The organism is Klebsiella indica (assembly GCF_005860775.1).
Classification (GTDB): domain Bacteria; phylum Pseudomonadota; class Gammaproteobacteria; order Enterobacterales; family Enterobacteriaceae; genus Klebsiella; species Klebsiella indica.
The window spans coordinates 99,152-123,544 of the sequence record NZ_VCHQ01000005.1 but is presented as its reverse complement, the minus strand read 5'-3'; the positions used below and the strand labels follow the sequence as shown (position 1 = coordinate 123,544).

Here is a 24,393-nt window from a genome sequence, read left to right as displayed (position 1 = left end):
TTACTCCTTGTTTTTGGCATCCGGCAGTTGCCAGAAATCGAAAAAATTAAACCAGTCGAGAGGCGACTGTAGCGCGTAGTGCTCAAGGCGTTCGGCGTAGCGGTCGATGGCCTGCTGTAATGCCTGCTGGCGTTCGGCGCGCGGCAACAGCAGCGGGTCGGCGAACGGTTCACAGTGGATATGCCGTTTCCCGTTCTGGCGCAGAGCGAAAATAAGCTGAACCGGGCAGCGCAGGATGGAGGCCAGAATAAATGGCCCCTGCGGAAACGGCGCGGGCTGACCCATAAAACGGCTCCAGCAGACGCGCCACTCGCCGCCACGCTGTGGGTTAACCGCAATACGGTCGCCAACAATGGCGATCCACTCGCCGCGTTCCAGCTTCTCTTTCAGCAGGATGGCGGTGTCCGGGCCGATGTCGGTGACGGGCATCAGGTTCAGCCCGGCCTGCGGCGCCGTCTCGTCCATAATCTGTTTAAAACGTTGGGCATTGTCGCTGAACACCAGAGCGTTGATGGTTTTGCTGCCCTGCAATTGCGCCAGCGCGCGGCAGGCTTCGACATCGCCCAGATGCGAGGCCAGCAGCAGTTTGCCCGTCGGCGCCGTGATGTTGAGCGTTGCTTCTGCGCCCGGCGCAAAGACCACATCGCGGCCAAACTGTAGCTCCCCGCGCCAGCTGGCGATTTTATCCAGCATCGCTTCGCCAAAACGCAGAAAGTGGTGGAAGCTGGTCAGCCGGGACGGAACGGGGCGCTGGCGTGACGTCAGTTGCGTTCGCACGCGGGCCAGCCAGTGTTGCGACGCTTTGCGGGCGTGCGCTGCCGTCAGCCAGTAGACGCCGACCACCGGATAAAGCAGCAGCGAGAACGCCTTACGCCCAAGCAGACGCCAGACCAGCAGCATCAGACGCATTCCCCACAGCCCTTTAACTTCCTGCTGGCGCGCCCAGTGCGGCGACGAGCGGCGAAACAGCAAAGACGGGATGCGCGGCAGCATGCCGAAGAACAAGCGGGTGTGCATCAGTGAAATTCGGCAGTTGTCTTTTAGCGCGTCAAAATGGGACAGTCCGTCCAGCGGGTAGGTTACGCGGGTCGGGACAAAATAGCTGGTGTTGCCCTGCCAGTAGAGGCGCACCATGACTTCGGTGTCGAAGTCCATCCGTTTGCCGAGCGTGACGCGCTGCGCCAGTTGCAGCACAGGGGCGACCGGATACACGCGAAACCCGCACATGCTGTCTTTCAACCGGAACGAAAGCGTTTCAATCCATACCCAGACGTGGGTTATCCAGCGACCGTACAGGCGCGAACGGGGAATGGAATCGTCATAGATCGGCTGCCCGGAGATCAGCGCGGTTGGGTTTTTCTGCGCCAGTTCAAGCAGCTTCGGAATATCTTCAATGGCATGCTGACCGTCGGCGTCCACCTGCACCGCGTGGGTAAATCCCGCGTCTGAGGCCGCCTGTAGCCCACGAATCACCGCAGCGCCTTTGCCCGCGTTTTCCGGCAGGCGGATCAGCGTCAGATTCGGTTCCTGAGCCGCCAGCTGTGCTAATTGCCGACGTGTTGTTTCGTCACTGCCGTCATCCACCACAATGCAGGGCAGTTTAAACGGCTGTAGCCGCGCCAGCACCCGCGCCATCATCGCGCCGTGGTTGTAGCAGGGGATGAGCACGCAGGGAGTGAAGGTCAACGGCATAACCGGATCTTCCCGCTGCTGGTGGTATGCCGCGCGTCGCCATCGTGGCGCTGATAGCTAAACGTCAGGAGCTGGCGCGTTTCCTGCCAGCTCAGGGTCAGCGTCACCGTGGTTTCAGGCAGCAGCGGCGCCTGGAATTTGACGTTCTGGATGCTGTGAAAACGCCAGCCGGGCGTGAGCAGCGTGGTGGCGTAATGCATCACCCAGTCCAGCTGCGCGACGCCGGGCAGCAGCGGTTGTACGGTAAAGTGACCGCTGAACCAGAACAGAGAAGGGTCGAGATGCAGGACGATCTCAAGCTGTTGGGGTTGTGCCTGATGGCGCTCAATTTCATGGGGTATCATGAAATAACTCCTGTAATTGCGCATAGACACGCTTGTTCATACTGTTGACCGGGATCTTGTCGATCACGCGCCAGTAGCGAGGTACGGCAACCGGCTCCAGCCACGGCAGCAGCGAGCGACGCCAGGTCAGTTCCTGGGCTTTGCCGCCGCAGCGCTGCCATTGTTGGCGGGTTTCGTCATCCAGCACCAGCAGAACGCCAATGCCCTGACGACCGCCGCGTGAAACAGGCAGCGCGACCGCCTCGCGGATGCCCTTCAGCTCCAGCAGCCGCTGTTCAACTTCGCTGAGCGAGATCCGTTTCTCTTCAATTTTGACGACGCGCCCCCGGCGTCCCATCAGGCGGAACTGGCCGTTCTCATCAAACTGGAGGATATCGTCGAGCAGCAGGCCGTCCTGCTGCACGATCAGCGGCGAAAAGGCGCGAAATGCTTCGCCCTCCGGCTGGAAATGTACGCCGGGGAAGGGGAGCCAGGCGATCTCCTCCTGCTGGCGGTAGCGCCAGGCGAGAATGCCGGTTTCGGTGCTGCCATAGATTTCATCCGGCCAGATATTGAGCCAGGCGGCAGTTTGCGTGACATCGCCCCAGGGCAACATACCGCCTGCGGAAAGGATCATGTTGACCGGCGGCGGCGTGAGCCGGTGGTCGAGGCGTTTCAGGAACGCCGGACTGCTGATAAACGCATAGCGGTGGTCGTGGCTTAGCGCGGCAAGCTGCTCTGCGTAGTAGAGCATTGCGGCATGAAGCGGCAGGCCGAGCGCCATCGGCAGGAAAATACGGAAAGTCAGACCGTACAGATGCTGAGGAACGACTGACGCCACGACGCGACAGCCTGCCAGGCGGTCGGCAAAACGCATCGCCAGCAGTTCGGCCTCGCAATCCAGCCGCGCGATGGGTTTGATGATGCGCTTGGGCTGACCGGTGGAGCCAGAGGTAAACAATTCAACGAAGGCATCGGCGGCAATATCGTCGAATGTGAAGGCTTCTGCGCTGAACTGTCGTGATGTATTGACCACCAGCAGCGGGCCGTGCCAGCCAGACGTCTTATCGCTGAGCACGCCGTTGAACAGCGCGCGCTGCTCATCCAGCAGAGAGACGCGGTTATGCCCCGGAATAACGGGCGTTTTTCCGCTATGCAGCGTTGCCAGCAGCGCAACAATAAACAGATAGCTGTTCTCAAAACACAGCGCCCAGCGCTCGCCCTCCTGCTGTTGCAGGTGTTTCACCAGCTGCGCGACGTCATGGCGCAGGTGGCCCAGCGTCCAGGTGTCCTCACCCAGCCAGGCAACAGGCGTTTCATCCGGGCGTGGCGCGGTGAGCCAGCGGGAGAGCGGAAGGGTCTGCTTCATTGTGTTTCTCGTTTAATCACCTGGCGGCGCACCAGCCACTCGCCCGCCATCAACGCGCCCATCAGCAGATAGGCAATCATGCCGTTCCAGGCGGTCCATAGCGCCATGTCGCCGTGTAGCGCGGTAAAGAGCGCAATACCGCCGTTGCCGATGAAAAAGGCGCACCAGATTTGTGTTACGCGACGGGTGTAGCGCACTGCGGCTTCCGGCAGCGCAGGTTCATGCAGTCGTGCCAGACGTTCGACAATCGGCATGGATGTCCACAGCGAGCCGCCAAAAACGGCAAGCATGACGCCGTTAACAACGACCGGGTAAAACAGCAGCAGTTGATGTGTTTTAAGCAGATAGCTGGCGACGCAAAGCGCTATGCCCGCCACCGCCGCCACTTGGGTGACGACGCGCAGCGGCCCCGCCTGTCGCCGGGTCTGACGAAAGCGTAAAAAGAGCAGCAACGCCATCAGCGGCAGCAGCCAGTGGAGGCTGTTATGCGTCAGCCCAAACCAGATCAAAAATGGCCAGGCCAGCAGCATCAGGCCGGTCAGCAACTGAATACCCATACGCGCGTGAGCGCCTGACATGGCGTATTACGCTTCTTTCAGCAGGCGTTCTACGGCGTCGACGACATCCTGCACGGTACGCACCGCTTTGAACTCTTCCGGCTTGATTTTCTTACCGGTTTTCTTTTGCAGATGCACGATCATGTCAACGGCGTCGATGCTGTCCAGCTCCAGATCTTCATACAGGCGCGCCTCAGGTTTGATGTCCTGAGGGTCGATTTCAAACAGTTTGACCAGCAGCGCGGAGACTTCTTCATAAATGGCATGTTGTTCTGTCATAACGGACTCGCCTCAGACTCGTTGAGCGTGAATGAAAGATGCCAGCGTGGCGACGGAAAAGAAGTGCTGACGCATCTCTTCGCTCTCTGCGGAGAGCACCACGCCATACTGGTTTTTCACCGCCAGCCCCAGCTCAAGGGCATCGATCGAATCCAGTCCTAAACCATCACCAAAGAGCGCTGCCTCGGTATCGATATCGTCAGCGGACAGCTCGTCCAGATTCAGCGTATTTATTATGAGATTTTTAATTTCAAGGTAGAGCGCTTGCATCATTAATTCCTGAAAGAGGTGTAGCACCTGGTTGTAATTGAAGCAAAAGATGCCGGTTCAACTGCCTTGCCGCCAGCGCCGGTTCTTGTAAATTTGCGTCGTTAAACGGGTCGATCGCGATCCGCTCGCGCACCTCTACGGTAAACAGAGGTTTCGCGGGAGGCACGTCATACCATTTGCTCTGCTTATCCAGCAGATGCTCGCTACAGTGGATAGTCACTACGCGTAAATCGCTGCCGCAGCGCACGGCGATATTGGCCGCGCCGCGTTGCAGCGTCATTTTTTCACCGGGTCGCGTTCGCGTCCCTTCGGGGAAAATCAATATTGTGTCGCCCTGATCCAGACGCTGCTGGCAGGCCGGTAACAGCGCGTCGGCCTGGCTGTTGATCAGGTAATCCGCTGCGCGAATAACGCCGCTGACGAACGGGTTTTTCAGCAGTGCGCTCTTCACCAGGCAGTCGGTTTCGGGCATGACGGAAGCCAGCAGCACGTAATCGATAAGCGTAGGATGGTTCGCCACCACCAGACACCCTTTCTCCTGTCGCAGCACGTCGCTCCCCTCAATGCGGTAGTCCAGAACGCCAAGCGTTTTCGCTACCGTTAAAAAGGCGCGAAAACTGGCCGCAATGCTGCGTCGGGCCAGGCGGCGGCGTCTGACGGGGTTCCATACCAATAGTAACAATAAGTTGAACCACACGACAGAAAGCAACAGCCCGCCGATGCCGAACAGGGCAAAACAAAAACCGGTCATCACCAGTCGCCATGCCCAATCCAGGCGCGCCAGAAACGTGTTCACGCGCGGCTCCACTGCCACTCTACCCGCTCGCCCGGCAGCGTAAAGGCGTCGGCGTTTTGTAAGTAACGCTGTAAAAACAGCAGGCTTTGCGGAAGCGGCGTTTCATTCTGAGGCGCGCCGGGCCGCGTGGCGCAGGACAGCGAATTCCCCGCTTCAATGACAAAGGCGACGGCGTAAGGCCAGGTCGGCATCTGCGGCGGTAATCGCGGATGGTAAAACTCGGGCAGGAAGCCGTCGAAATCGACCATCAGTACCCGCTGATAACCCGCCTGAAGCAGGCACATCACTTCGCACAACCCTTGCTGGAAGGTGTCTCTCCCGGCGGAAAGCGAGGATGAGACAACTGGCTGTTTTGCGGCAATGGTCAGATTACCGACTGCGGAATTGTGTACTGACAGGGCGAAATCGGTGGGAGAGAGCGCCTGTTCCATCGCCAGCGCGTGCAGGATGCGGTAGTTACGCTCCAGTTCGCCGTGGCGGCTGGTATAGAGCACCGCGTCGATATCGTGGCGACGCAGCATGGCCAGCCCGCACTCCACCGCCAGTTTGCTGCCGGAACTGAGCCGCCGGGCGGTCATCATCGGGAGTTCGTGCAGTTTTGCCTGCGGCGCGGCGGGATCGATGGCGTACGGCTCCCGCGACCACTGCTGCCACTGGGTCGCTTCGCTAAGTCCTGGGGCTCTGGCCTGCCAGTCTGTTATGTTTAGTGCAAATTTCATCAACGCGCGTCCGCGGTAATCCGGTGATACCAGTGACGTTTTTTTAACGTCACTTTGTTATTTTTTCTTTTGGCATATCAATAAAGTATGCCCAACGCCCAGGTTGTCATGGCGTTCATCCACCTGGAACCCTGCCATGTCCAGATAGTGATAAAACTTCTCTACGCTGTAGAAACGGCTGTTGCCATTTGCCATACAGGTAAAATAAAGCGAAGCCGCATTCAGGCTAAATGACGCCGCTTCAAATTTCTGTGTATCCCAGAACAGCTCTATAATGCAGAGTTTTGAGCCAGGTTTCATTACACGGGCAATTTTGCTGAGAATAGTGATAATTTGTTCAGGAGAAAAACAGTCCAGAAACTGACTCATCCACCAGATATCGGCCTCTCCAGGTAAAGGCGTATCTCCCAGCATATCCACTGCATGGAAATCTATGCGATGAGATAATCCTGCATTTTCGATATTTTTACGGGCAAGTGCAATTTGTTGTGGCAAATCTAATAATGTGACCGCGATATTTTCATCAAACTGGCAGCAACGTAGTGCCCATTTGCCGGTATTTCCGCCCACATCGTACAGGGTTGCCGGGCGACTGGCGAATACATAAGGCAGCGCGGCGTCAAATGCGCCGTCGGAATAGTAATGATCGAAGGCGAACCAGCTGTCACGCGCCGCTGGCGGTAATTGTGATAGCGCGGGATAAATTGTTGGCCAGTCGCCGAATATTTTCAGTCCTGACGGTTTGCCTTCCTTGAGCGCATTTTCCAGATAAAACAGCCCCTGATAGCAAACATCCTGGGTGAAATTCATATTCACACGCGTCATTGTATCGTGTAAAAGGAAATGACCGATTTTGGCGAGGTAATAATATCCTTCTTTGTAGGTGATGATTCGCCCACTTAATCCCATATCCAGCAGTATACTGGCGGCATATTCGTTGATGGTGCTGTTTTCGGTAATCTCTTCGAGAGTAGCGCCGCATTTGCCTTGTTTATCCAACCAGGTGAGCACGCCCGCATTTCGCAGACACAACGCGGTTTGAAAAAGCATTGGCGCAAATGCAATACGTTGTGCTTCAGTTATCGCATCCAGTGCGCTGAGAGAGTCCTGTTCGTACATGTGGGGCAGCCCGTTGAATGGTAAAGAAGAATATTATCGGGCCTGATGCGGCCCGACTTTAAGCGTAATTACAGATTGGCGCCCGCTGACAGGTTGATCTGAATATCTTTATCCAGATTGCGTACCCAACGATTGTAGTTTTTGTGAATTTTCCCGCCAGAAGCCAGCAGATTGAGACTGTTGTCGTATTTGATATCATAGCTGGTGGCGGTATAGGTGATCCGCACTTCAGCTACGTGATCGCGGGTTTGTTGACGTGCTTTGATGACCCCGGGACCCGCTTCAGACATAATCCACTGGCGTTGAACACCGGCTTTCAGGATCGCATTTTTCACCTGGTTCTGAGTGTGTCCCGCGCTAACAGTGGTATGAATTTGATCGATTGGCGCAGTGCGCGCGCAACCAGCCAGGGCACCAACAACCGCGATAGCGGCGAACCATTTAATATACTGTTTCATTAAAACTCCCTATCAAAGTATTGTTTATACGTATGAATAATAAGCTTCGAAAAGATTATCACCCGCGGCCATGAATTATTTTATTTCAGCCAAATTAGTGGGTAGTACCACATAACCGATCGCGGGATGATGGGGTTATCATGTTGTAATATTTATGACTTTCTTCAATGGAAAGTAATGGCACGTCAATATCGTTGCAAAGTATAGGTTGTTCATCCCAGTGTATCAATGAAAATAATCTGCGATAAAGCATCATCTAATTTGAAGGACATTTATTGTTTTTATCTGTTTTGTCAGGCTAATGCTTTAGTGCCCGTCTTCTTGAGTTGAACGACTAAGAGACAATATCATCATCGCTATCTGTTTAAGGTAAACGGGTACATATTTTTGCATGTGTACCAGTTTAACCGCCAAATAAAAAGATAAAAACTACCGTGGTTGGTAGGTTGTCCTGTTAACCCGGCAATCGACTTTTTGGGCGTCCCGGTCCGAGTAATATTGCCAGCTTACTCCCCCCTTTGGTCGTTTCCATCCAGATTTTACATACGCTGGTCAATGGCACCGAAAGCAGCATACCGACTGGACCAAGCAACCAGCCCCAGATCAGCAAGGACAGAAAAACCACCAGCGTAGACATGCCCAGGCGGTGGCCCATCATGCGTGGTTCCAGAATATTACCGATAATCATATGCACCACCAGGAAAAGCGCGCCGACCAACATACATTCATAAAAACCATTAAACAGTAGCGCCTGAATCATCGGGGGAACGGCGGAAATCACTGAACCAATATTGGGTACATAGTTGAGCAGAAAAGCCAGTACGCCCCACATCAGCGCAAACTGTATCCCCATTATTACCAGCCCCAGCCAGACAATGACCCCGGTCCACAGGCTAAGTAATGTTTTTAGCGCCAGATAGTGCGAGACGCCTTTTAAGGCACGGTGGAGACCGGCGATGTGGATCTGGGGGTTACTGAGTGCAAAACGCAGTTTATAAGGGACATGACGGACTTCAAAGAGCATGAAGATAACGGTCATGACCAGCAAAACGACGCTGGCCATAGCGCCTGACAGCCCGCTCATTAGCGTGGTCGTTAACGTCATCAGTTTGTCGGAATCAATGCGTTGTAATATTCGCTCCGGAGATATGTGAATATGCAAAAATGGCAGAATCTCTTGCAGCCGCAGGAGCTTGACCGTCAGTTCCTGATTGTACTTCGGCAACATTGCGACGAATTCGTTAATGGAGGCCGCCAGCACGCCAATTAGCGCAGTAAGAACAATGAGCATCACTGCGACCACAATAGTGATGGCCACCGGACGTCGGATGCCACGGCGAATAAACCAGGTTACCAGCGGGTTGAGGACAATGGCGAAGAAAAGCGCCAGTAATAGTTGTACGATGATATCCGCTGCGGCATGAATACCGGCGAGAATAACGACCAGCGATGCCAGTTTGAGCAGAATATGCATGCCTGTTTTATCGGGCTGAGGGGTTGCCATTCACTGTTCCTTTTTGATGATATTCATTAAGTGTAGTGGCTGACTTGTCGCCGGACACAGCCTAATCTTGCTGCTGATTTTCAGCATGCAACATGGTAGAAACGAAACATTGTTGTAAAAATCTGGTGGAACCCGATGCCTGAAACCGTCGCCGAACCGGCGCTCAATGGATTGCGTCTCAATCTGCGGATTGTCTCTGTTGTGATCTTTAACTTTGCCAGCTACCTGACTATTGGCCTGCCGTTGGCGGTGTTGCCGGGTTATGTTCATGATGTGATGGGCTTTAGCGCATTCTGGGCCGGGCTAGTGATCAGCCTCCAGTATTTCGCGACGCTACTTAGCCGTCCCCATGCCGGGCGCTACGCCGACCTGCTGGGGCCGAAAAGCATCGTCGTCTTTGGTCTGTGCGGCTGTTTTTTGAGTGGTCTGTGCTATCTGTTAGCGGTTTTTAGCCATGGCTGGCCCATCGTTAGCCTGCTGTTGCTCTGTCTTGGACGCGTCATTCTTGGTATCGGGCAGAGCTTTGCGGGGACGGGCTCAACGCTATGGGGGGTTGGGGTTGTTGGCTCGTTGCATATTGGGCGCGTTATCTCCTGGAACGGGATTGTGACCTACGGGGCGATGGCGATGGGCGCGCCGCTCGGCGTGCTCTGTTACACCCTTATTGGGCTGCACGGTCTGGCGTGTACGATTATGGCTGTGGCGTTGGTGGCGGTGCTGTGTGCATTACCGAGAGCGGCAGTGAAGGCGAGCAAGGGCAAAGCGATGTCGTTTCGCGCGGTACTGGGGCGCGTCTGGCTCTACGGAATGGCGCTGGCCCTGGCGTCGGCCGGTTTTGGCGTTATCGCCACGTTTATTACCCTGTTTTATGATGCAAAAGGCTGGAGTGGCGCGGCCTTTGCCTTGACGCTGTTTAGCTGCGCCTTTGTCGGCACGCGTCTGCTGTTCCCGAACGGGATTAATCGTCTCGGCGGGCTGAATGTGGCGATGATCTGTTTTGTCGTCGAGATTATCGGGCTGCTGTTAGTCGGATTTGCCGGTACGCCGCTGATGGCGAAAATCGGCACACTGTTTGCCGGCGCCGGGTTCTCATTGGTGTTCCCGGCGCTTGGCGTGGTGGCGGTGAAAGCCGTACCGCAGCAGAATCAGGGGTCAGCGCTGGCAACTTATACGGTATTTATGGATCTTTCGCTGGGAATGACCGGTCCGCTTGCCGGGCTGCTGATGGCGTGGACGGGAATTTCATCGATCTATCTCGCGACAGCAGGGCTGGTGGCGGTGGCGCTGCTGCTGGGGTGGTGGTTAAAAAGACGGCCCCCGGTCAGGGAACCGGAGGCTGCGGGGTCAGGCCAGTGATTACTGAATGACGATAGTGTTAATGATATTTTCCGCTGCGGTCTGCGCCTGCTGCTGGTTGTCTGCGGGCAGCGTGACCTGAAGGGTCAGCAGCTTGTTATCCACTTTACCAAGAATGACGGAAGACCAGGCGGTCTGCCCTTTGGCAGAGATAATGCTGTCCAGCTGTTGCAGGGTGTGGCCTTTAATCTCAATGGATTTATTGGTTACAACCTGCAACTGCGGGTCGCGGCTGCGCTGCTGCTCTTCCAGACGCTGGGCCATCACGCCCAGGTCTTCAGGGGTGTTGTCGCCGACAATCACAATCACCGCTTTCTGGCCTGTGGCATCCGAATAGACGTGCATATTGTTAGCCTGGGTGCCCAGCTTGCCGCTCTGATCGGTCATACCGGCTGGCAGGGAGAAACTCAGTTTGCCATCCAGTAAGCTAATGGGTTGCCCGCTGGCGTTGCTTTCCGCGGCAGCGCCGGTAGTGGCTGTTTTTGTATCGCTGTTATCACAGGCCGCAAGCCCCATAACCAGCAGGCCAATACCGACATATTTAACCAAATTGCGCATTGACATCTTCCTTTCGATAAACGGCCATTAACGGCTCATTCGCTTATCTTATCACATCGTTCCGCCAGTACTCTTAACCTGGCTGCAATGCGGATAAATCAGATTTATCTGCCAGCTTTTTCAATAACATATTCAACAACATGCCATACATTGGCAAGAAGAATACAATGCTAATCAGTACCTTGAAGCAATAATCGACGATAGCGATTTCTCCCCAGTGCGCCGCCATAAACGGGTCCGGGCTGCGCCAGAAGGCGATAAAGAAAAAGGCCAGGGTGTCGCTGATGTTGCCGAAGAGAGTGGACGCCGTTGGCGCCAGCCACCAGCGACGATTCTGGCGCAGGCGATTAAAGACGTGGACATCGAGGATTTGCCCCAGCGCGTAGGCCATAAAGCTGGCGGCAGCGATACGGGCGACAAACAAGTTGAAGTGGGTTAATGCCGCAAAACCCTGCCACTCGCCCATATAAAACAGTGCCGAGACGACGTAGGAGATCATCAGCGCCGGAATCATTACCGCGAGGATAATCCGTCGCGCCAGCGGCGCGCCGAAAATCCGCACCGTCAGATCGGTGGCGAGAAAAATAAACGGAAAGCTGAACGCACCCCAGGTGGTATGAAAACCAAAAATAGAGATCGGTAGCTGTACCAGATAGTTACTGGAGGTTATTACCAGCAAATGGAAGAGCGAAAGCCAGACCAGCGCTTTTTTACGCTGAAGAGATGTAAACGGATTCATATTGTGACCTTTTTATGCCCGTTATACTTCAGGCTGCAGATGCGTTAGCTTTGTTACTCGGCTCATCCATGAGCCTCGCCCTTACGGGCCGTCGCTTCACTGCGTCGTCGCTTGTCTGCAACTCGAATTATTCAGGGACAGAGAGTTGGGGTGAGGGAACCCAATAAAACGGCTGCATAATACTGCGTTGTGTGCGTAATGCAATGGTTGTTTTTTGCGCAATCGTTAACCTGGCTTGCGAACTGGCGAACCAGGGGTAAACTAGGGCCGTTTTGTTAATGTGAGATAAAAATGAGCGAACTTTTCTCCAGCCCCGACCATACTCTTGATGCGCAGGGGCTTCGTTGCCCGGAGCCGGTGATGATGGTGCGTAAAACCGTGCGCACGATGCCGGTGGGCGAAACGTTGCTGATCGTGGCTGACGATCCGGCGACTACCCGCGATATTCCGGGTTTCTGCCGCTTTATGGAACATGAGCTGCTGGCGCAGGAAACCGAAGCGCTGCCGTACCGCTATCTGATTCGTAAAAGCCACTGAGCCCGTTCAGATTTCTCCGGGGCGGTGCTGCGCGCCTGGCCGCAGCGATGTGCCGCTTGTCGCCCGGTCAGCGTTAGCGCCGCCGGGGGCTTGCCGCTGACTGCTTACGCAGTAGCCGCAGGGCGTTGGCGGTGACCAGCACCGTTGCCCCGGTATCCGCCAGCACCGCCAGCCACAGGCCGGTCAGGCCGAGCAGGGTGGTGACCAGGAAAATCCCCTTCAGACCTAACGCGATGGCGATATTCTGCCGGATATTGGCGTGGGTGGCGCGCGCCAGGGAGATCATCTGCGCCAGCCCGGTCAGACGGTTATGGGTCAGTGCCGCATCGGCGGTCTCCAGAGCAACGTCGCTACCGCTGCCCATAGCAATACCAATGGTCGCGGCTTTCATGGCTGGCGCATCGTTGATACCGTCGCCGACCATCGCCAGCGGGGCTTGTGCGTTAAGCGCCGTCACCGCCTGTACTTTATCCTCAGGCAGCAGACCGGCGCGAAATTCCAGTCCCAGTTCGCTGGCGATAGCTGCCGCCGCGCGCGGGTTATCGCCGGTAAGAATTACGCCCTGAACGCCCAGTTGATGCAGTTCATCTACCGCCGGGCGGGCGTCGTCGCGCAGCGTATCGCGTAGCGCCAGAATTCCCAGCAGCATCTCATCGCGCAGTACCAGCACCACGGTTTGCCCGGCCTTCTCCAGTTGCTGGATACGCTCCTCGTACTGTGGGGCGGTATTTTTGCTGGCGGCGCAAATCAGTACCCGCCGTCCCTCGACTTGCGCCTCAATACCGGAACCGGCCAGCGCGCGCTGGCCGCTGGCCGACGGGAGGGTTAGCTGACGCCGTTCCGCTTCGCGTACGACGGCCTGAGCCAGCGGATGGCTGGCGCCCTGTTCGACGGCGGCCGCCAGCGCCAGTAGATCGTTTTCACCCATATCCGCGACGGTAATCGCGGCGGTTACGCGCGGCTGGCCGATAGTCAGCGTACCGGTTTTATCAAACGCGACCTGTCGTACGCGGCCGAGCTGCTCTAGCGCCGCGCCGCCTTTAATCAGCGCACCGTGGCGTGCCGCTACCGCCAGTCCGGAGGTGATCGCCGCCGGGGTGGAGATCACCAGCGCGCATGGACAGCCAATCAGCAACAGGGTCAAGCCTTTGTAGATCCACGGCAGCCAAACGCCGGCAAACAGTAGCGGTGGAATAACGGCAACCAACAGGGCGACAACCATAATCACTGGCGTATAGATTCGGCTAAAGCGATCGATAAAACGCTCAATTGGCGCGCGGCGTTCTTCCGCTTCTTCAATCAGCTTAAGGATGCGATCGATGGCGCTGTCGCCCGGTTCGGAAATAACCGCCAACTGTACCAGACGATCGACGCTGGTAGCGCCAGCCGCGACGCGTTCACCGGCGTTACGTTCTACCGGCACGGATTCGCCGGTCAGGGCGCTCTCATCAAAGCTGGCGAAGGGCGACAGCAACTGACCATCGGCAGGCAGACGCCCGCCAGCGGCCACTTCAATCACGTCGCCGGGGCGCAGGTCGTGCTGGGCCACGGTTTCGCGCACGCCGTTGCGAATGCGAATAGCGGTATCGGGTTTCAGCGCCATCAATGCGCTGACCCCCTGACGCGCGCGGCTGGCGGCCCAGCCCTCAAGGCGTTCGCCAATTAAGAACAGCAGCAGCACCATCGCCGCTTCGGCGGTCGCCCCGATAAACAGCGCGCCAATGGCGGCGACGCTCATCAGGGTTTCAATCGCGAACCAGCTACCGCTTTTGATCAGGCGTATTGCCTGTCGGGCGACCGGCCACAGGCCAACAAGGGTGGTGGCCACGAATGCCAGCTTGCCGAAGGGATGGTTGAACTGCTCCAGCCCCCAGCTTAACGCCATCATGAGGATCAGCGTGATGAGCGCCAGATTATCCCGTCGTCGGGTGGCCTGGCGCCCTTGCTGAGCGGTGTTTTCATCATGCAGTTCATAACCCGCGGCGCGCACGGCGCTTTCGACCTGTGCACGCACATCGCCATCAGCATTGACCAGCAGTTTTTCGGTGGTAAACAGCACCTGCACCTGGCTGACGCCCGGTACCTGGCGAACGGCGTTTTCTACCTTGCGGGCGCAGGCGGCGCAATCCATCCCTTCGATCAGCCAGCGATAGCGTGCGCCACTCAGGATGTTAGTTTCGATGGCGGTTTCGGCGGAGCACGCGTGGTCAGAGCAGCAGCCTTCTGGGGCCTGTGCCACAGGTGTAAATTTTAATGAGGAGAATTGTGGGACTTTTTTATCCTGCGATTCCGATGCCGACATGAGACCCTCCGGGTAATGATAATTTTCTCATTACCCGGAGGATACACTCTGGAGTCGACTCCAGAGTCAAGCGCTTAATTACAAATAAAGCGCCCGGACGATCAGGAAGTGCCCGGCGAAGTAAAATGCCGAAGAGATAGCGTTGTCAGCGCGGAAGCGACGACGATAATGGCTGATCAACCAGACTGCGTTACCGAGCAGCAGGAATGCTGCGCCAACAAAGCCTGACAGCGCGGTATCCGTCGGCCGGGCAAACCACAGTTCACCGGCCAGCCAGACCATCACCAGCGTCATACCAATAAAGGTAAATACCGGAATCCGCATCTCTTCCAGCCGGGTCCAGATAATCGCCAGCAGCAGAGCGCCGAGGATCAGCAGCACCAGCGGCAGCGGCCAGAAGAAAGACAGCGTTAGCTGGCTGGCAAACCAAATGGTGTAGAGCAGATGCGAGAGAAAGAATGCTCCCACGGCGTACATCACTCGCTGACGAGGCAGCAGGGTCAGCGCATCACCGACCAGTGAGGCGCAAAGTCCCGCCAGCACCAGGTAGCTGATGGCGTTAAACATCGGCGCTTGCCAGGCCAGTAACAGAAGCAGGATCAGCGTGACGGGTTTAAACACCCAGCGACGCCAGGCGGGCCCACGATAAGATGCATCGACGTAAAGCCATGCGGAGAAACAGACAGCAATAAATGACCAAAGCATAGTAAGTCCCTGTATCTGTTACCATTAGGTAAATGATTGTGCTGACGGTACTGCATCTCAGTGTAGTGGTTTGCAGTGGAAGATGACAATGTTAATCAAGCCACTGTACTCTTATTCCTGATAATTCCAGGGGGTAGGTGAATGACTAAAATTCCGCTTTTTTTTATTGTTGCTGTTGCCATCATCGCGATCGCCGCATCGTATCGCTATGTGCAGCAGCGTCGGGAAAAGATGGAGAATGATGCCGCGCCGCTGCTACAAAAACAGGTGGTGGTGAGCAATAAGCGGGAGAAGGTGATTAACGATCGTCGTTCACGCCAGCAGACGGTGACGCCTGCAGGGAGTGAAATGCGTTATGAGGCCAGCTTCAGGCCGCAAAGCGGTGGGCTGGAAATGGCGTTTCGTCTGCAGGCGGCGCAATATCATGCGCTCAACGTTGGCGATAAGGGCGTGCTCAGTTACAAAGGTTCGCGGTTTATCCGTTTTACGCCGGATCCCTGAACCCTTTGCCCGGTCTTATTTTTTCTTCATGGTCGCTTTGAGCTTCTTTTGCCAGGCGACCAGTTCAAATACGCCGAAGATGAAAATCCGAATTTGCTCAAAGCGCCCCAGCGGCGGCATCTCTTTTGTCTGCGTCGCCTTCAGCAGCGTCAACTGCAGGCCGTGCATCAGAATCATAAAGATCAGCGCCACGTTAACGAAGATATTCAGCGGTTTCGGGAACGGTTGAAACAAGTTTAGCAATAAAAACGCCCACACGCACAGCATCAGCAAGCGGCCAAAATTAATCAGCATGGGTTTCTCCTTGTGCCTCACGTTGGTAGAGGCGGTAGGCGACCTGTCCGGCCACTTTTTCACGGTGCAGATGCCAGCCCGCCGGCACTGGCGGTAAACCGTTTTCGACTTCACTCTCAATGTAGATGAGCGCTTCATCGCTAAGCCATGCGTTGTTTTCCAGCAGTTTCAGCGTCTCTTCAAGCAGCCCTTTGCGGAACGGGGGATCGACAAACACGATATGGTGCGGCGTGCCCGCCTGCGCGAGAAACGCCAGGGTGTTGGTATTAACGACCTTGCCGTTGCCAGCCTTTAGCGTCGCCAGATTTTTTTGCAGTTGCTGCGCGACGCCGCGTTCCATTTCCAGTAGCGTGGCGCTGGCCGCATAGCGGGAAAGGGCTTCAAGGCCCAACGCACCGCTGCCAGCGAAACAGTCCAGGCAGTTAGCGTCGACGATTGACGGCGCCAGCCAGTTAAATAGCGTTTCGCGGACCCGGTCAGTGGTCGGGCGCAGACCCGGGCTCTCCGGCACCGGTAATTTACGGCCTCGCCATTGCCCGCCGATAATGCGGATCTGACCGCTGCCTGCGTGGTTTGCTTTCTTCATCTCTTTGCTCAAGTCTCAACTTCCGGCCTGCTATTCTAGCGATCGATGGCAGTTGACGAAACCTTAATCCGGGGGCGGTGATGCGAGTTAAGTTAAGTGGTAGACTATCCGACTAATTTCATCATTTTTCAGCTTCCGCTATCAACAGGCCGAAGCTGTGCCATGAATTAACAGCGAGGAGTGTAGTCGCAAATGGCGAAAGACAAAAAACGTGGCTTCTTTTCCTGGCTGGGCTTTGGTCAAAAAGAACAGGCGCAGGCAACAGAAACAGAACAAAAAGTAGAAGCTCAGCAAGAGGGTGCGGAACCAGAACAGAGACCGGAGAGCCAGGCGCCAGCGCCTGTGGCGGAAACGGTTGAGGCGCAAGCGGCGGAAAAAGAAGACGCCGAGGCCTTTGCTGCCGACGTGGTCGACGTGACCGGGCAGGTTGCGGCAAGCGAACAGCCGCAGGCGGTTGTTGAATCGCCGGACGTTGAGGCGCAAACGGCGGCTGCAGAGATCGTCAGTGAGCCTTTGGTTGAAGAAGTGCTTGCCGAGCCGGTGGTCGCGGAAGCGGTGGTTGAACAGGCGCCGGAAGAGGCGGTGACTGAAACAGAATGTGTTGAAAACGCTGGAGATGCTGTCGTTGCAGAATCAGACGTTGAAGACGCGAAAATAGAAGAACCGGAAACAGAAGAGGCGGTAGAAGAGGTCGCACCGGCAATCACCGACGACGATCTGGACACCCAGGCGCTGGCAGCGGCCGATGCGGCGGAAAACGCCGTTGAATCGGCGGCGGATGAAGAAATCGTCACGCCGGCAGAGCAAGAAAAACCGACCAAAGAAGGTTTCTTCGCCCGCCTTAAACGCAGCCTGGTGAAGACCAAACAGAATCTCGGTTCCGGATTTATCAGTCTGTTCCGCGGCAAGAAAATCGACGATGATCTGTTTGAAGAGCTGGAAGAACAGTTGCTGATTGCCGATGTCGGGGTGGAAACCACCCGTAAGATCATTACAAATCTTACCGAAGGCGCTAGCCGCAAACAGCTACGCGACGCCGAAGCGCTGTACGGCCTGTTAAAAGAAGAGATGAGCGATATTCTCGCCAAAGTGGACGAGCCGTTGAATGTTGAAGGCAAAACGCCGTTTGTAATTTTGATGGTTGGCGTCAATGGCGTCGGTAAAACCACCACCATCGGCAAGCTGGCGCGGCAGTTCGAGCAACAGGGTAAGTCGGTGATGCTGGCGGCGGGGGATACTTTCCGTGCGGCGGCGGTTGAACAGCTCCAGGTTTGGGGGCAACGTAACGCTATTCCGGTCATTGCCCAGCACACGGGCGCGGATTCGGCATCGGTTATTTTTGATGCCATCCAGGCGGCGAAGGCGCGCAATATTGACGTCCTGATTGCGGATACCGCAGGGCGTTTGCAGAATAAATCGCACCTGATGGAAGAACTGAAGAAGATTGTCCGCGTCATGAAAAAACTGGATGTCGATGCGCCGCATGAAGTTATGCTGACTATTGACGCCAGTACCGGGCAGAACGCGATAAGCCAGGCCCGGCTGTTTCATGAGGCGGTTGGACTGAGCGGTATCACTTTGACTAAGCTGGATGGCACCGCCAAAGGCGGAGTTATCTTCTCGGTTGCCGATCAGTTCGGTATTCCGATTCGCTACATTGGCGTTGGCGAGCGTATTGAAGATCTGCGTCCGTTTAATGCGGGCGATTTTATTGAGGCACTTTTTGCCCGAGAGGATTAAAAATGATTCGCTTTGAACAAGTCAGCAAAGCCTATCTCGGTGGGAGACAAGCGTTGCAGGGGGTGACTTTCCACCTGCGCGCGGGCGAGATGGCGTTTCTGACCGGCCATTCCGGCGCGGGGAAAAGTACCCTGCTGAAGCTTATCTGCGGTATTGAACGGCCTAACGCCGGGAAAATTTTATTCGGCGGTCATGATATTACCCGTCTGAAGAGCCGCGAGGTGCCGTTTTTGCGCCGTCAGATCGGTATGATTTTCCAGGACCATCATCTGCTGATGGATCGCACCGTTTACGATAATGTGGCGATCCCGCTGATTATCGCCGGCGCCAGCGGCGATGATATTCGTCGCCGTGTATCGGCGGCGCTGGATAAAGTCGGGCTGCTGGACAAAGCGAGAAATCTGCCGATCCAACTTTCAGGCGGTGAGCAGCAGCGTGTGGGCATTGCCCGCGCGGTGGTCAACAAGCCGGCGGTTCTGCTGGCGGATGAACCGACCGGTAACCTTGACGAAGCGCTGTCAGAAGGCATTTTACGCCTGTTTGAAGAGTTTAACCGCGTTGGCGTGACGGTGTTGATGGCGACCCATGATCTGGGGCTGATCTCCAGTCGTCCGTACCGCGTCCTGTCTCTCAGCGACGGGCATATGCATGGAGGCCACATCGGTGAATAAGCGCGAGGCAATGAATCATATTCGCCGGTTCGGCAATAAGTTTGACCGTTTCCGCAATGCATCAGGCTCGGGCGCGAGCGGCGGGCGCAATGCGCCGAAGCGGTCAAAAGCGGCCCCGCCGCCAGCTTCTCGTAAGAGCAACGTGTTTAATGAACAGGTGCGTTACGCCTGGCACGGCGCGCTGCAGGATCTGAAAAGCACGCCGCTGGCGACGTTTCTGACGGTGATGGTGATCGCTATTTCATTAACCCTGCCGAGCGTGTGCTACATGGTGTACAAAAATGTCAGCGCCGCTGCGTCGCAGTATTATCCCACTCCGCAAATCACCGTTTACCTGGAAAAAACGCTGGATGATGATGCCGCTGCGCGGGTCGTCGGCCAGTTACAGGCGGAACCCGGCGTTGCGAAGGTCAACTATCTGTCGCGGGAAGAGGCCCTTGGCGAATTCCGTAACTGGTCAGGTTTTGGCGGCGCGCTGGATATGCTAGAAGAGAACCCGCTACCGGCGGTGGCGATTGTGGTACCGAAGATTGATTTCCAGAGCGTTGAGGCACTGAAGACGCTGCGTGACCGCGTGAGCCATGTTCAGGGGGTCGACGAAGTGCGCATGGATGATAGCTGGTTTGCGCGTCTCTCGTCGTTAACCGGGCTGGTGGGGCGGGTTTCGGCGATGATCGGTGTGCTGATGGTCGCGGCGGTGTTCCTGGTGATCGGCAACAGCGTGCGTCTGAGCATTTTTGCCCGTCGCGACACGATTAATGTGCAAAAACTGATTGGCGCGACCGATGGCTTTATTTTGCGTCCGTTCCTGTATGGCGGGGCGCTGTTGGGGTTCTCCGGGGCGTTTCTCTCGCTGATCCTGTCTGAAATTATGGTTATGCGCCTGTCATCAGCGGTCGCCGAGGTGGCGCAAGTGTTCGGAACGAAGTTTGAACTCAGTGGCTTAGGCCTGGACGAATGTCTGCTGATGCTGCTTATATGCTCAATGATTGGCTGGATCGCTGCCTGGCTGGCAACCGTCCAACATTTACGCCACTTTACTCCCGAGTAGTAAAAATCTGGTATAATCTTTCCCTGCACTGAATATCTCTCTGCAGGGAAAGCGCCCTGATGGCCGTTGCCCTTGACTTCATCTCCATGTCACATTTTGTGCGTAATCTATTCACATCATTGCATGGAACTTGTGGATAAAATCACTGTCTGATATTAATGTGGGTGATATTCTCGTTGCGCATCAATGCTGGCATATTTGTTGTTCTGTTGTGAGGACAGAATGGTGCCAGAAGATATCGATTGAGAGGATTTGAATGACCAAAGATATGCAAACTTTAGCTTTAGCCCCCGTTGGTAACCTGGAATCGTATATCCGGGCTGCTAACACCTGGCCGATGTTATCGGCTGATGAAGAGCGGGAGCTTGCTGAAAAGCTGCATTACCAGGGCGATCTGGAAGCAGCGAAAAAGCTGATTCTGTCTCACCTGCGCTTTGTTGTTCATATTGCTCGTAATTATGCGGGCTATGGCCTGCCGCAGGCGGATTTGATTCAGGAAGGTAATATCGGTCTGATGAAAGCCGTGCGCCGTTTTAACCCGGAAGTGGGCGTGCGCCTGGTTTCCTTCGCCGTACACTGGATCAAAGCGGAAATTCACGAATACGTGCTGCGTAACTGGCGTATCGTGAAGGTCGCGACCACTAAAGCGCAGCGTAAGCTGTTCTTTAACTTGCGTAAAACTAAGCAGCGTCTTGGCTGGTTCAACCAGGATGAAGTGGAAATGGTTGCCCGCGAGCTGGGGGTGTCGAGCAAAGACGTGCGTGAGATGGAGTCACGTATGGCGGCGCAGGACATGACCTTCGAAATGTCTGCGGATGATGAGTCCGATAGTCAGCCGATGGCGCCGGTGCTCTATCTGCAGGACAAAACGTCTAACTTTGCCGACGGTATTGAAGACGATAACTGGGAAGAGCAGGCGGCCAATAAACTGACCGACGCGATGCAGGGCCTTGACGAGCGGAGCCAGGATATCATCCGCGCCCGCTGGCTGGATGAAGATAACAAGTCCACGTTGCAGGAACTGGCGGATCGCTACGGCGTTTCAGCGGAGCGTGTGCGTCAGCTTGAAAAGAACGCCATGAAAAAGTTGCGCGCCGCTATCGAAGCATAATCTGAGCGCCAGCCTCCCCGATAACGCCCCACATTACGTTGGGGCGTTTTGTTTTTCAGCGCCAGCGAGAACCTGCGGGCAGTACCTTTGCAAACACTTCAGCAGCAGGTTAAATGCCGGTTCCATTTGCGCCTCCTCCAGGGAGGCGAAACCTATTAACAACCCTTTCTTACGCCGTTCCGTCAGGTAATAGCGCGACAGCGGACGCACTAAAATAGTGTCTTCGTTCGCATGTCGGGCAATGGTCACATCATCCACCTCATCCGGCAAATTCAGAATCAGATGCAGTCCGGCATTGTCGCTAAAATCCGACAATGCGTGCGGCCCGCAGTGGCGTTGAATCAGCTCGATCAGGCAGGCGCGACGGCGGCTGTATAGCAGACGCATGCGGCGAATATGCGCCGAGTAATGACCGGCGTTGATAAATTCCGCCAGCGCCAGTTGGGTAAGCGAATGGCCACCGCGATAGAGCTCGGCATGGGCGTTTTTGAGGTTGGCTGCCAGAGGGCGGGGGAGCACTACGTAGCCCAGTCGAAGCCCGGGATAAAGCGTCTTACTGAACGTGCCGATGTAGACCACCGGCGCTTCAGGGGCCAGGCCCTGCAATGCCGGTATTGGCTGGCCGGAAAAGCGAAACTCGCTGTCGTAGTCATCTTCTACAATCCAGCTTCCGTGTTGATGAGCCAGCGCCAGCAACCGCTGTCGGCGTTCGAGGCTCATCACCGCGCCGAGCGGATACTGATGAGATGGCGTAACGAAGATCAGCTTCGGCGTTTCGGCGAGGGTTTCGGGCGGGCACAGACCATTAGCATCGACGATAATGGGCTCCGCCTGTACTTCATTCATCGCCAGTACATGGCGAATGCCCCAGTAGGAGGGTTCCTCAACCCAGGCCAGATCGCCCCTGTCGCACAGCATGCGGGTAACCAGATCGATAGCCTGGTGGATCCCCTCGGTAATAAGAATTTGCTCTGCCTGACAATGGACGCCACGGGCTACTCTCAGATAATCGACCAACGCATGTTGTAGCTCGGCAGTCCCGCCGTTGCAGCTGTAGCTAAGCTGCTCTGGCTTTGGCCGTCGGCTGATACGCGCCAGGATTTTAGCGAACAACGGGTGAGGGAACGCGTTGACGTCCGGTACGCCGGGGATAAAGGCACCCCACTGGCGAGGGCTGGCGCTGACGTGGTCCAGCAGATGCAAGCCGCGCCGGGAGATCAGCGCGGTTGACGTTGATGCGGGAGCGTTTTTATCCGCGCGGGTTGCGGGGAGGAACATATCAGGCAGCGTTTTTGCCACGAATGTTCCGCTGCCGCGACGGGAAACCACATATCCTTCTGCCAGAAGTTGTTCGTAAACCGTTAGGATTGTGTTACGTGAAATGTGCAGCTCACCGGCCAGATCGCGTGAAGGGGGCAGGCGGCTGTGGGGCGGCAGAGAACCATCCAGAATTGAGCGGCGAATTGCCTTGTAAAGGCGTTTATGCAATAGCGGGTCTGATTCTTCCTGCAATCTGACCAGTAGCAAGTCTGCGACAAGCGAGCGCAATTGGATCTCTCAGATAATCTGAATTGGTACTCGATTATAGGGCCAAATACGGTGTAAATAAACGACATCATTTCGAATTTGTTGCGATAGCGTGATACACATGACAGGAGATTCTCGGGTGAAAAGTTCAGAACTGAATCAGCGTCGTCAGCAGGCGACTCCGCGCGGCGTAGGGGTAATGTGCGACTACTTTGTTGAAAAAGCAGAGAATGCCACCCTGTGGGATATTGAAGGCAATGAGGTGATTGATTTCGCTGCCGGTATCGCGGTGCTGAATACCGGTCATCGCCATCCTAAAGTGATGGCCGCTGTTGAACAGCAACTGCAGGCCTTTACCCATACGGCTTATCAGGTTGTCCCGTATGAAAGCTATGTCACGCTGGCTGAGCGGATTAACGCCCTGGCGCCAATTGCAGGCCCGGCGAAAACGGCATTCTTTACCACCGGGGCGGAAGCCGTTGAAAACGCGGTCAAGATTGCCCGCGCTTATACCGGACGCCCGGGATTGATTACCTTCGGCGGCGGTTTTCACGGGCGTACCTTTATGACCATGGCGCTGACGGGTAAAGTGGCCCCTTACAAAATTGGTTTTGGTCCGTTTCCGGGATCGGTTTATCACGCCGTGTACCCGAACGCCGTCCACGGCATCACCACTGCCGAAGCGATGAAGAGCCTGGAGCGCATTTTCAAAGCGGACATCGCGGCGGATCAGGTGGCGGCGATTGTGCTGGAGCCGGTTCAGGGTGAAGGCGGTTTTAACGTTGCCCCGCCTGACTTTATGCAGGCGCTGCGCGCGCTGTGCGATACCCACGGCATTCTGCTGATTGCCGATGAGGTGCAAACGGGCTTTGCGCGTACCGGCAAACTGTTTGCGATGCAGCATTATGATGTGAAGCCTGACCTGATGACCATGGCTAAAAGCCTTTCCGGCGGTTTCCCGCTTTCCGGCGTAGTGGGGCGTGCCGAGGTGATGGATGCACCTGCTCCGGGCGGCCTGGGCGGTACTTATGCCGGCAACCCGCTGGCGGTTGCGGCAGCGCTCGCGGTTCTGGAGGTGATCGAAGAGGAGAAGTTGTGTCAGCGTGCCGAACGGTTAGGTCAGCATCTGAAAGAGGTGCTGAATCAGGCGCGTCAGCACTGTTCAGCCATTGCGGATGTTCGTGGTCAGGGGTCGATGGTGGCGGTAGAGTTTAACGACCCGCAAACCGGGGAGCCATCGGCGGAAATTACCCGTCAGATTCAGCAGAAGGCGCAGGAAAACGGTCTGCTGCTGTTGAGCTGCGGCGTTTACGGCAACGTAATTCGCTTCCTCTATCCGTTAACTATCCCGGATGCGCAATTTACGCAGGCGCTGGATATTCTGTCCCGCATACTGAAGGACTAATCCTGTTGTTTGCGGCAGCCTCGGCTGCCGCAGATTTATCATCCCAGAACGTTATATAAGTCCAGTTTATCGTTCTGTGGGTGATGTTTTCTGTTGATGCAGATTTTTATTTGTCACTTATCTGTTACGTCTCTCTCATTTTCTCGTTCCCAATTCTCCTGAATGACGGTATGTTTAGCATAGTGTGCTGCATAAGCGCAGGCGGCAGACCCTAATCTAACTAT

At 55.8% G+C, this 24,393-nt stretch carries 26 protein-coding genes; 8 read left to right on the top strand and 18 right to left on the bottom strand.

From position 1 onward, the window contains the following. The 11 genes from FE839_RS04015 to FE839_RS03965 form a co-directional block, all read right to left on the bottom strand. Positions 1-1,692, bottom strand: a complete 1,692-nt coding sequence (locus tag FE839_RS04015; RefSeq protein ID WP_138359394.1) for a glycosyltransferase family 2 protein — start codon at positions 1,690-1,692, stop codon at positions 1-3. Further along, positions 1,683-2,036 carry an ApeI family dehydratase gene (locus tag FE839_RS04010; protein ID WP_138359392.1) on the bottom strand — a complete coding sequence of 118 codons (354 nt, stop codon included), beginning with the start codon at positions 2,034-2,036 and terminating at the stop codon, positions 1,683-1,685. The genes FE839_RS04015 and FE839_RS04010 overlap by 10 nt, the downstream gene beginning before the upstream one ends. Continuing rightward, positions 2,023-3,384, bottom strand: coding sequence for a class I adenylate-forming enzyme family protein (locus FE839_RS04005; RefSeq protein WP_138359390.1), 1,362 nt, complete (start codon positions 3,382-3,384; stop codon positions 2,023-2,025). The genes FE839_RS04010 and FE839_RS04005 overlap by 14 nt, the downstream gene beginning before the upstream one ends. Continuing rightward, positions 3,381-3,962, bottom strand: a complete 582-nt coding sequence (locus FE839_RS04000) for a COG4648 family protein (RefSeq protein WP_138359388.1) — start codon at positions 3,960-3,962, stop codon at positions 3,381-3,383. Before FE839_RS04000 ends, FE839_RS04005 begins: the two co-directional genes overlap by 4 nt. A 6-nt stretch (positions 3,963-3,968) precedes the next feature. Then, positions 3,969-4,220: an acyl carrier protein gene (locus tag FE839_RS03995; RefSeq protein ID WP_012135597.1), complete on the bottom strand. Its 252-nt coding sequence runs from the start codon at positions 4,218-4,220 to the stop codon at positions 3,969-3,971. 12 nt (positions 4,221-4,232) lie between these two features. Continuing rightward, positions 4,233-4,490, bottom strand: coding sequence for a phosphopantetheine-binding protein (locus tag FE839_RS03990; protein ID WP_023285764.1), 258 nt, complete (start codon positions 4,488-4,490; stop codon positions 4,233-4,235). Further along, positions 4,471-5,241, bottom strand: coding sequence for a lysophospholipid acyltransferase family protein (locus tag FE839_RS03985; RefSeq protein ID WP_228096617.1), 771 nt, complete (start codon positions 5,239-5,241; stop codon positions 4,471-4,473). Before FE839_RS03985 ends, FE839_RS03990 begins: the two co-directional genes overlap by 20 nt. Positions 5,242-5,282: 41 nt before the next feature. Further along, complete coding sequence (locus FE839_RS03980) at positions 5,283-6,005, bottom strand: beta-ketoacyl synthase chain length factor (protein ID WP_138359378.1); 723 nt, start codon at positions 6,003-6,005, stop codon at positions 5,283-5,285. 57 nt (positions 6,006-6,062) lie between these two features. Then, positions 6,063-7,124, bottom strand: coding sequence for a class I SAM-dependent methyltransferase (locus FE839_RS03975; RefSeq protein ID WP_138359376.1), 1,062 nt, complete (start codon positions 7,122-7,124; stop codon positions 6,063-6,065). Between the two features lie 68 nt (positions 7,125-7,192). Then, complete coding sequence (locus tag FE839_RS03970) at positions 7,193-7,570, bottom strand: hypothetical protein (RefSeq protein ID WP_138359682.1); 378 nt, start codon at positions 7,568-7,570, stop codon at positions 7,193-7,195. A 466-nt stretch (positions 7,571-8,036) separates the two neighbouring features. Next, the gene (locus tag FE839_RS03965; protein WP_138359374.1) at positions 8,037-9,086 is read right to left on the bottom strand and encodes an AI-2E family transporter; all 1,050 of its coding nucleotides are present in this window, start codon (positions 9,084-9,086) and stop codon (positions 8,037-8,039) included. Between the two features lie 135 nt (positions 9,087-9,221). On the opposite strand from FE839_RS03965, the gene FE839_RS03960 reads away from it, so the two are divergent. Further along, positions 9,222-10,442 carry an MFS transporter gene (locus tag FE839_RS03960; RefSeq protein WP_138359372.1) on the top strand — a complete coding sequence of 407 codons (1,221 nt, stop codon included), beginning with the start codon at positions 9,222-9,224 and terminating at the stop codon, positions 10,440-10,442. Here the strand turns inward: FE839_RS03960 and FE839_RS03955 are convergent, their stop codons facing one another. Both FE839_RS03955 and FE839_RS03950 read right to left on the bottom strand, forming a co-directional pair. Then, positions 10,443-11,000: a DcrB family lipoprotein gene (locus tag FE839_RS03955; RefSeq protein ID WP_138359370.1), complete on the bottom strand. Its 558-nt coding sequence runs from the start codon at positions 10,998-11,000 to the stop codon at positions 10,443-10,445. Between the two features lie 73 nt (positions 11,001-11,073). Then, a complete protein-coding gene (locus tag FE839_RS03950) occupies positions 11,074-11,739 on the bottom strand; it encodes a 7-cyano-7-deazaguanine/7-aminomethyl-7-deazaguanine transporter (protein WP_138359368.1) in 666 nt (221 codons plus the stop codon). Positions 11,740-12,030: 291 nt separating this feature from the next. Between FE839_RS03950 and tusA the strand changes: the two genes are divergently transcribed. Next, positions 12,031-12,276: a sulfurtransferase TusA gene (tusA, locus tag FE839_RS03945; RefSeq protein ID WP_004106582.1), complete on the top strand. Its 246-nt coding sequence runs from the start codon at positions 12,031-12,033 to the stop codon at positions 12,274-12,276. A 73-nt stretch (positions 12,277-12,349) separates the two neighbouring features. Here the strand turns inward: tusA and zntA are convergent, their stop codons facing one another. After that, positions 12,350-14,578 (bottom strand): Zn(II)/Cd(II)/Pb(II) translocating P-type ATPase ZntA, encoded by a 2,229-nt coding sequence (zntA, locus tag FE839_RS03940; protein ID WP_138359366.1) that lies wholly within the window; start codon positions 14,576-14,578, stop codon positions 12,350-12,352. Between the two features lie 78 nt (positions 14,579-14,656). Beyond that, positions 14,657-15,283 carry a lysoplasmalogenase gene (locus tag FE839_RS03935; RefSeq protein ID WP_138359364.1) on the bottom strand — a complete coding sequence of 209 codons (627 nt, stop codon included), beginning with the start codon at positions 15,281-15,283 and terminating at the stop codon, positions 14,657-14,659. A gap of 150 nt (positions 15,284-15,433) precedes the next feature. Here FE839_RS03935 and FE839_RS03930 point away from each other — a divergent pair, with 150 nt between their 5' ends. Next, on the top strand, positions 15,434-15,784 hold the full coding sequence (locus FE839_RS03930; RefSeq protein ID WP_171034818.1) for a DUF2500 domain-containing protein: 351 nt from the start codon (positions 15,434-15,436) through the stop codon (positions 15,782-15,784). Between the two features lie 15 nt (positions 15,785-15,799). Here the strand turns inward: FE839_RS03930 and FE839_RS03925 are convergent, their stop codons facing one another. Both FE839_RS03925 and rsmD read right to left on the bottom strand, forming a co-directional pair. Continuing rightward, entirely contained in the window at positions 15,800-16,078 is a 279-nt protein-coding gene (locus FE839_RS03925) for a DUF1145 family protein (protein ID WP_138359360.1), read from the bottom strand. Next, positions 16,068-16,664, bottom strand: coding sequence for a 16S rRNA (guanine(966)-N(2))-methyltransferase (gene rsmD, locus FE839_RS03920; protein WP_138359358.1), 597 nt, complete (start codon positions 16,662-16,664; stop codon positions 16,068-16,070). Before rsmD ends, FE839_RS03925 begins: the two co-directional genes overlap by 11 nt. A 192-nt stretch (positions 16,665-16,856) precedes the next feature. Here rsmD and ftsY point away from each other — a divergent pair, with 192 nt between their 5' ends. From ftsY to rpoH, 4 genes are all read left to right on the top strand, one after another. Continuing rightward, positions 16,857-18,404 carry a signal recognition particle-docking protein FtsY gene (gene ftsY / locus FE839_RS03915; protein WP_138359356.1) on the top strand — a complete coding sequence of 516 codons (1,548 nt, stop codon included), beginning with the start codon at positions 16,857-16,859 and terminating at the stop codon, positions 18,402-18,404. 2 nt (positions 18,405-18,406) lie between these two features. Then, the gene (gene ftsE, locus FE839_RS03910) at positions 18,407-19,075 is read left to right on the top strand and encodes a cell division ATP-binding protein FtsE (protein ID WP_138359354.1); all 669 of its coding nucleotides are present in this window, start codon (positions 18,407-18,409) and stop codon (positions 19,073-19,075) included. After that, positions 19,068-20,126, top strand: coding sequence for a permease-like cell division protein FtsX (ftsX, locus tag FE839_RS03905; protein WP_138359352.1), 1,059 nt, complete (start codon positions 19,068-19,070; stop codon positions 20,124-20,126). The genes ftsE and ftsX overlap by 8 nt, the downstream gene beginning before the upstream one ends. Before the next feature lie 256 nt (positions 20,127-20,382). Next, positions 20,383-21,237, top strand: coding sequence for an RNA polymerase sigma factor RpoH (gene rpoH, locus FE839_RS03900; protein ID WP_138359350.1), 855 nt, complete (start codon positions 20,383-20,385; stop codon positions 21,235-21,237). 33 nt (positions 21,238-21,270) lie between these two features. On the opposite strand, the gene pdxR is transcribed toward rpoH, so the two are convergent. Continuing rightward, on the bottom strand, positions 21,271-22,785 hold the full coding sequence (gene pdxR / locus FE839_RS03895) for a MocR-like pyridoxine biosynthesis transcription factor PdxR (protein ID WP_138359348.1): 1,515 nt from the start codon (positions 22,783-22,785) through the stop codon (positions 21,271-21,273). Positions 22,786-22,903: 118 nt separating this feature from the next. Here pdxR and FE839_RS03890 point away from each other — a divergent pair, with 118 nt between their 5' ends. After that, positions 22,904-24,169, top strand: coding sequence for a 4-aminobutyrate--2-oxoglutarate transaminase (locus tag FE839_RS03890; RefSeq protein WP_138359346.1), 1,266 nt, complete (start codon positions 22,904-22,906; stop codon positions 24,167-24,169). Positions 24,170-24,393 lie beyond the last annotated feature (224 nt).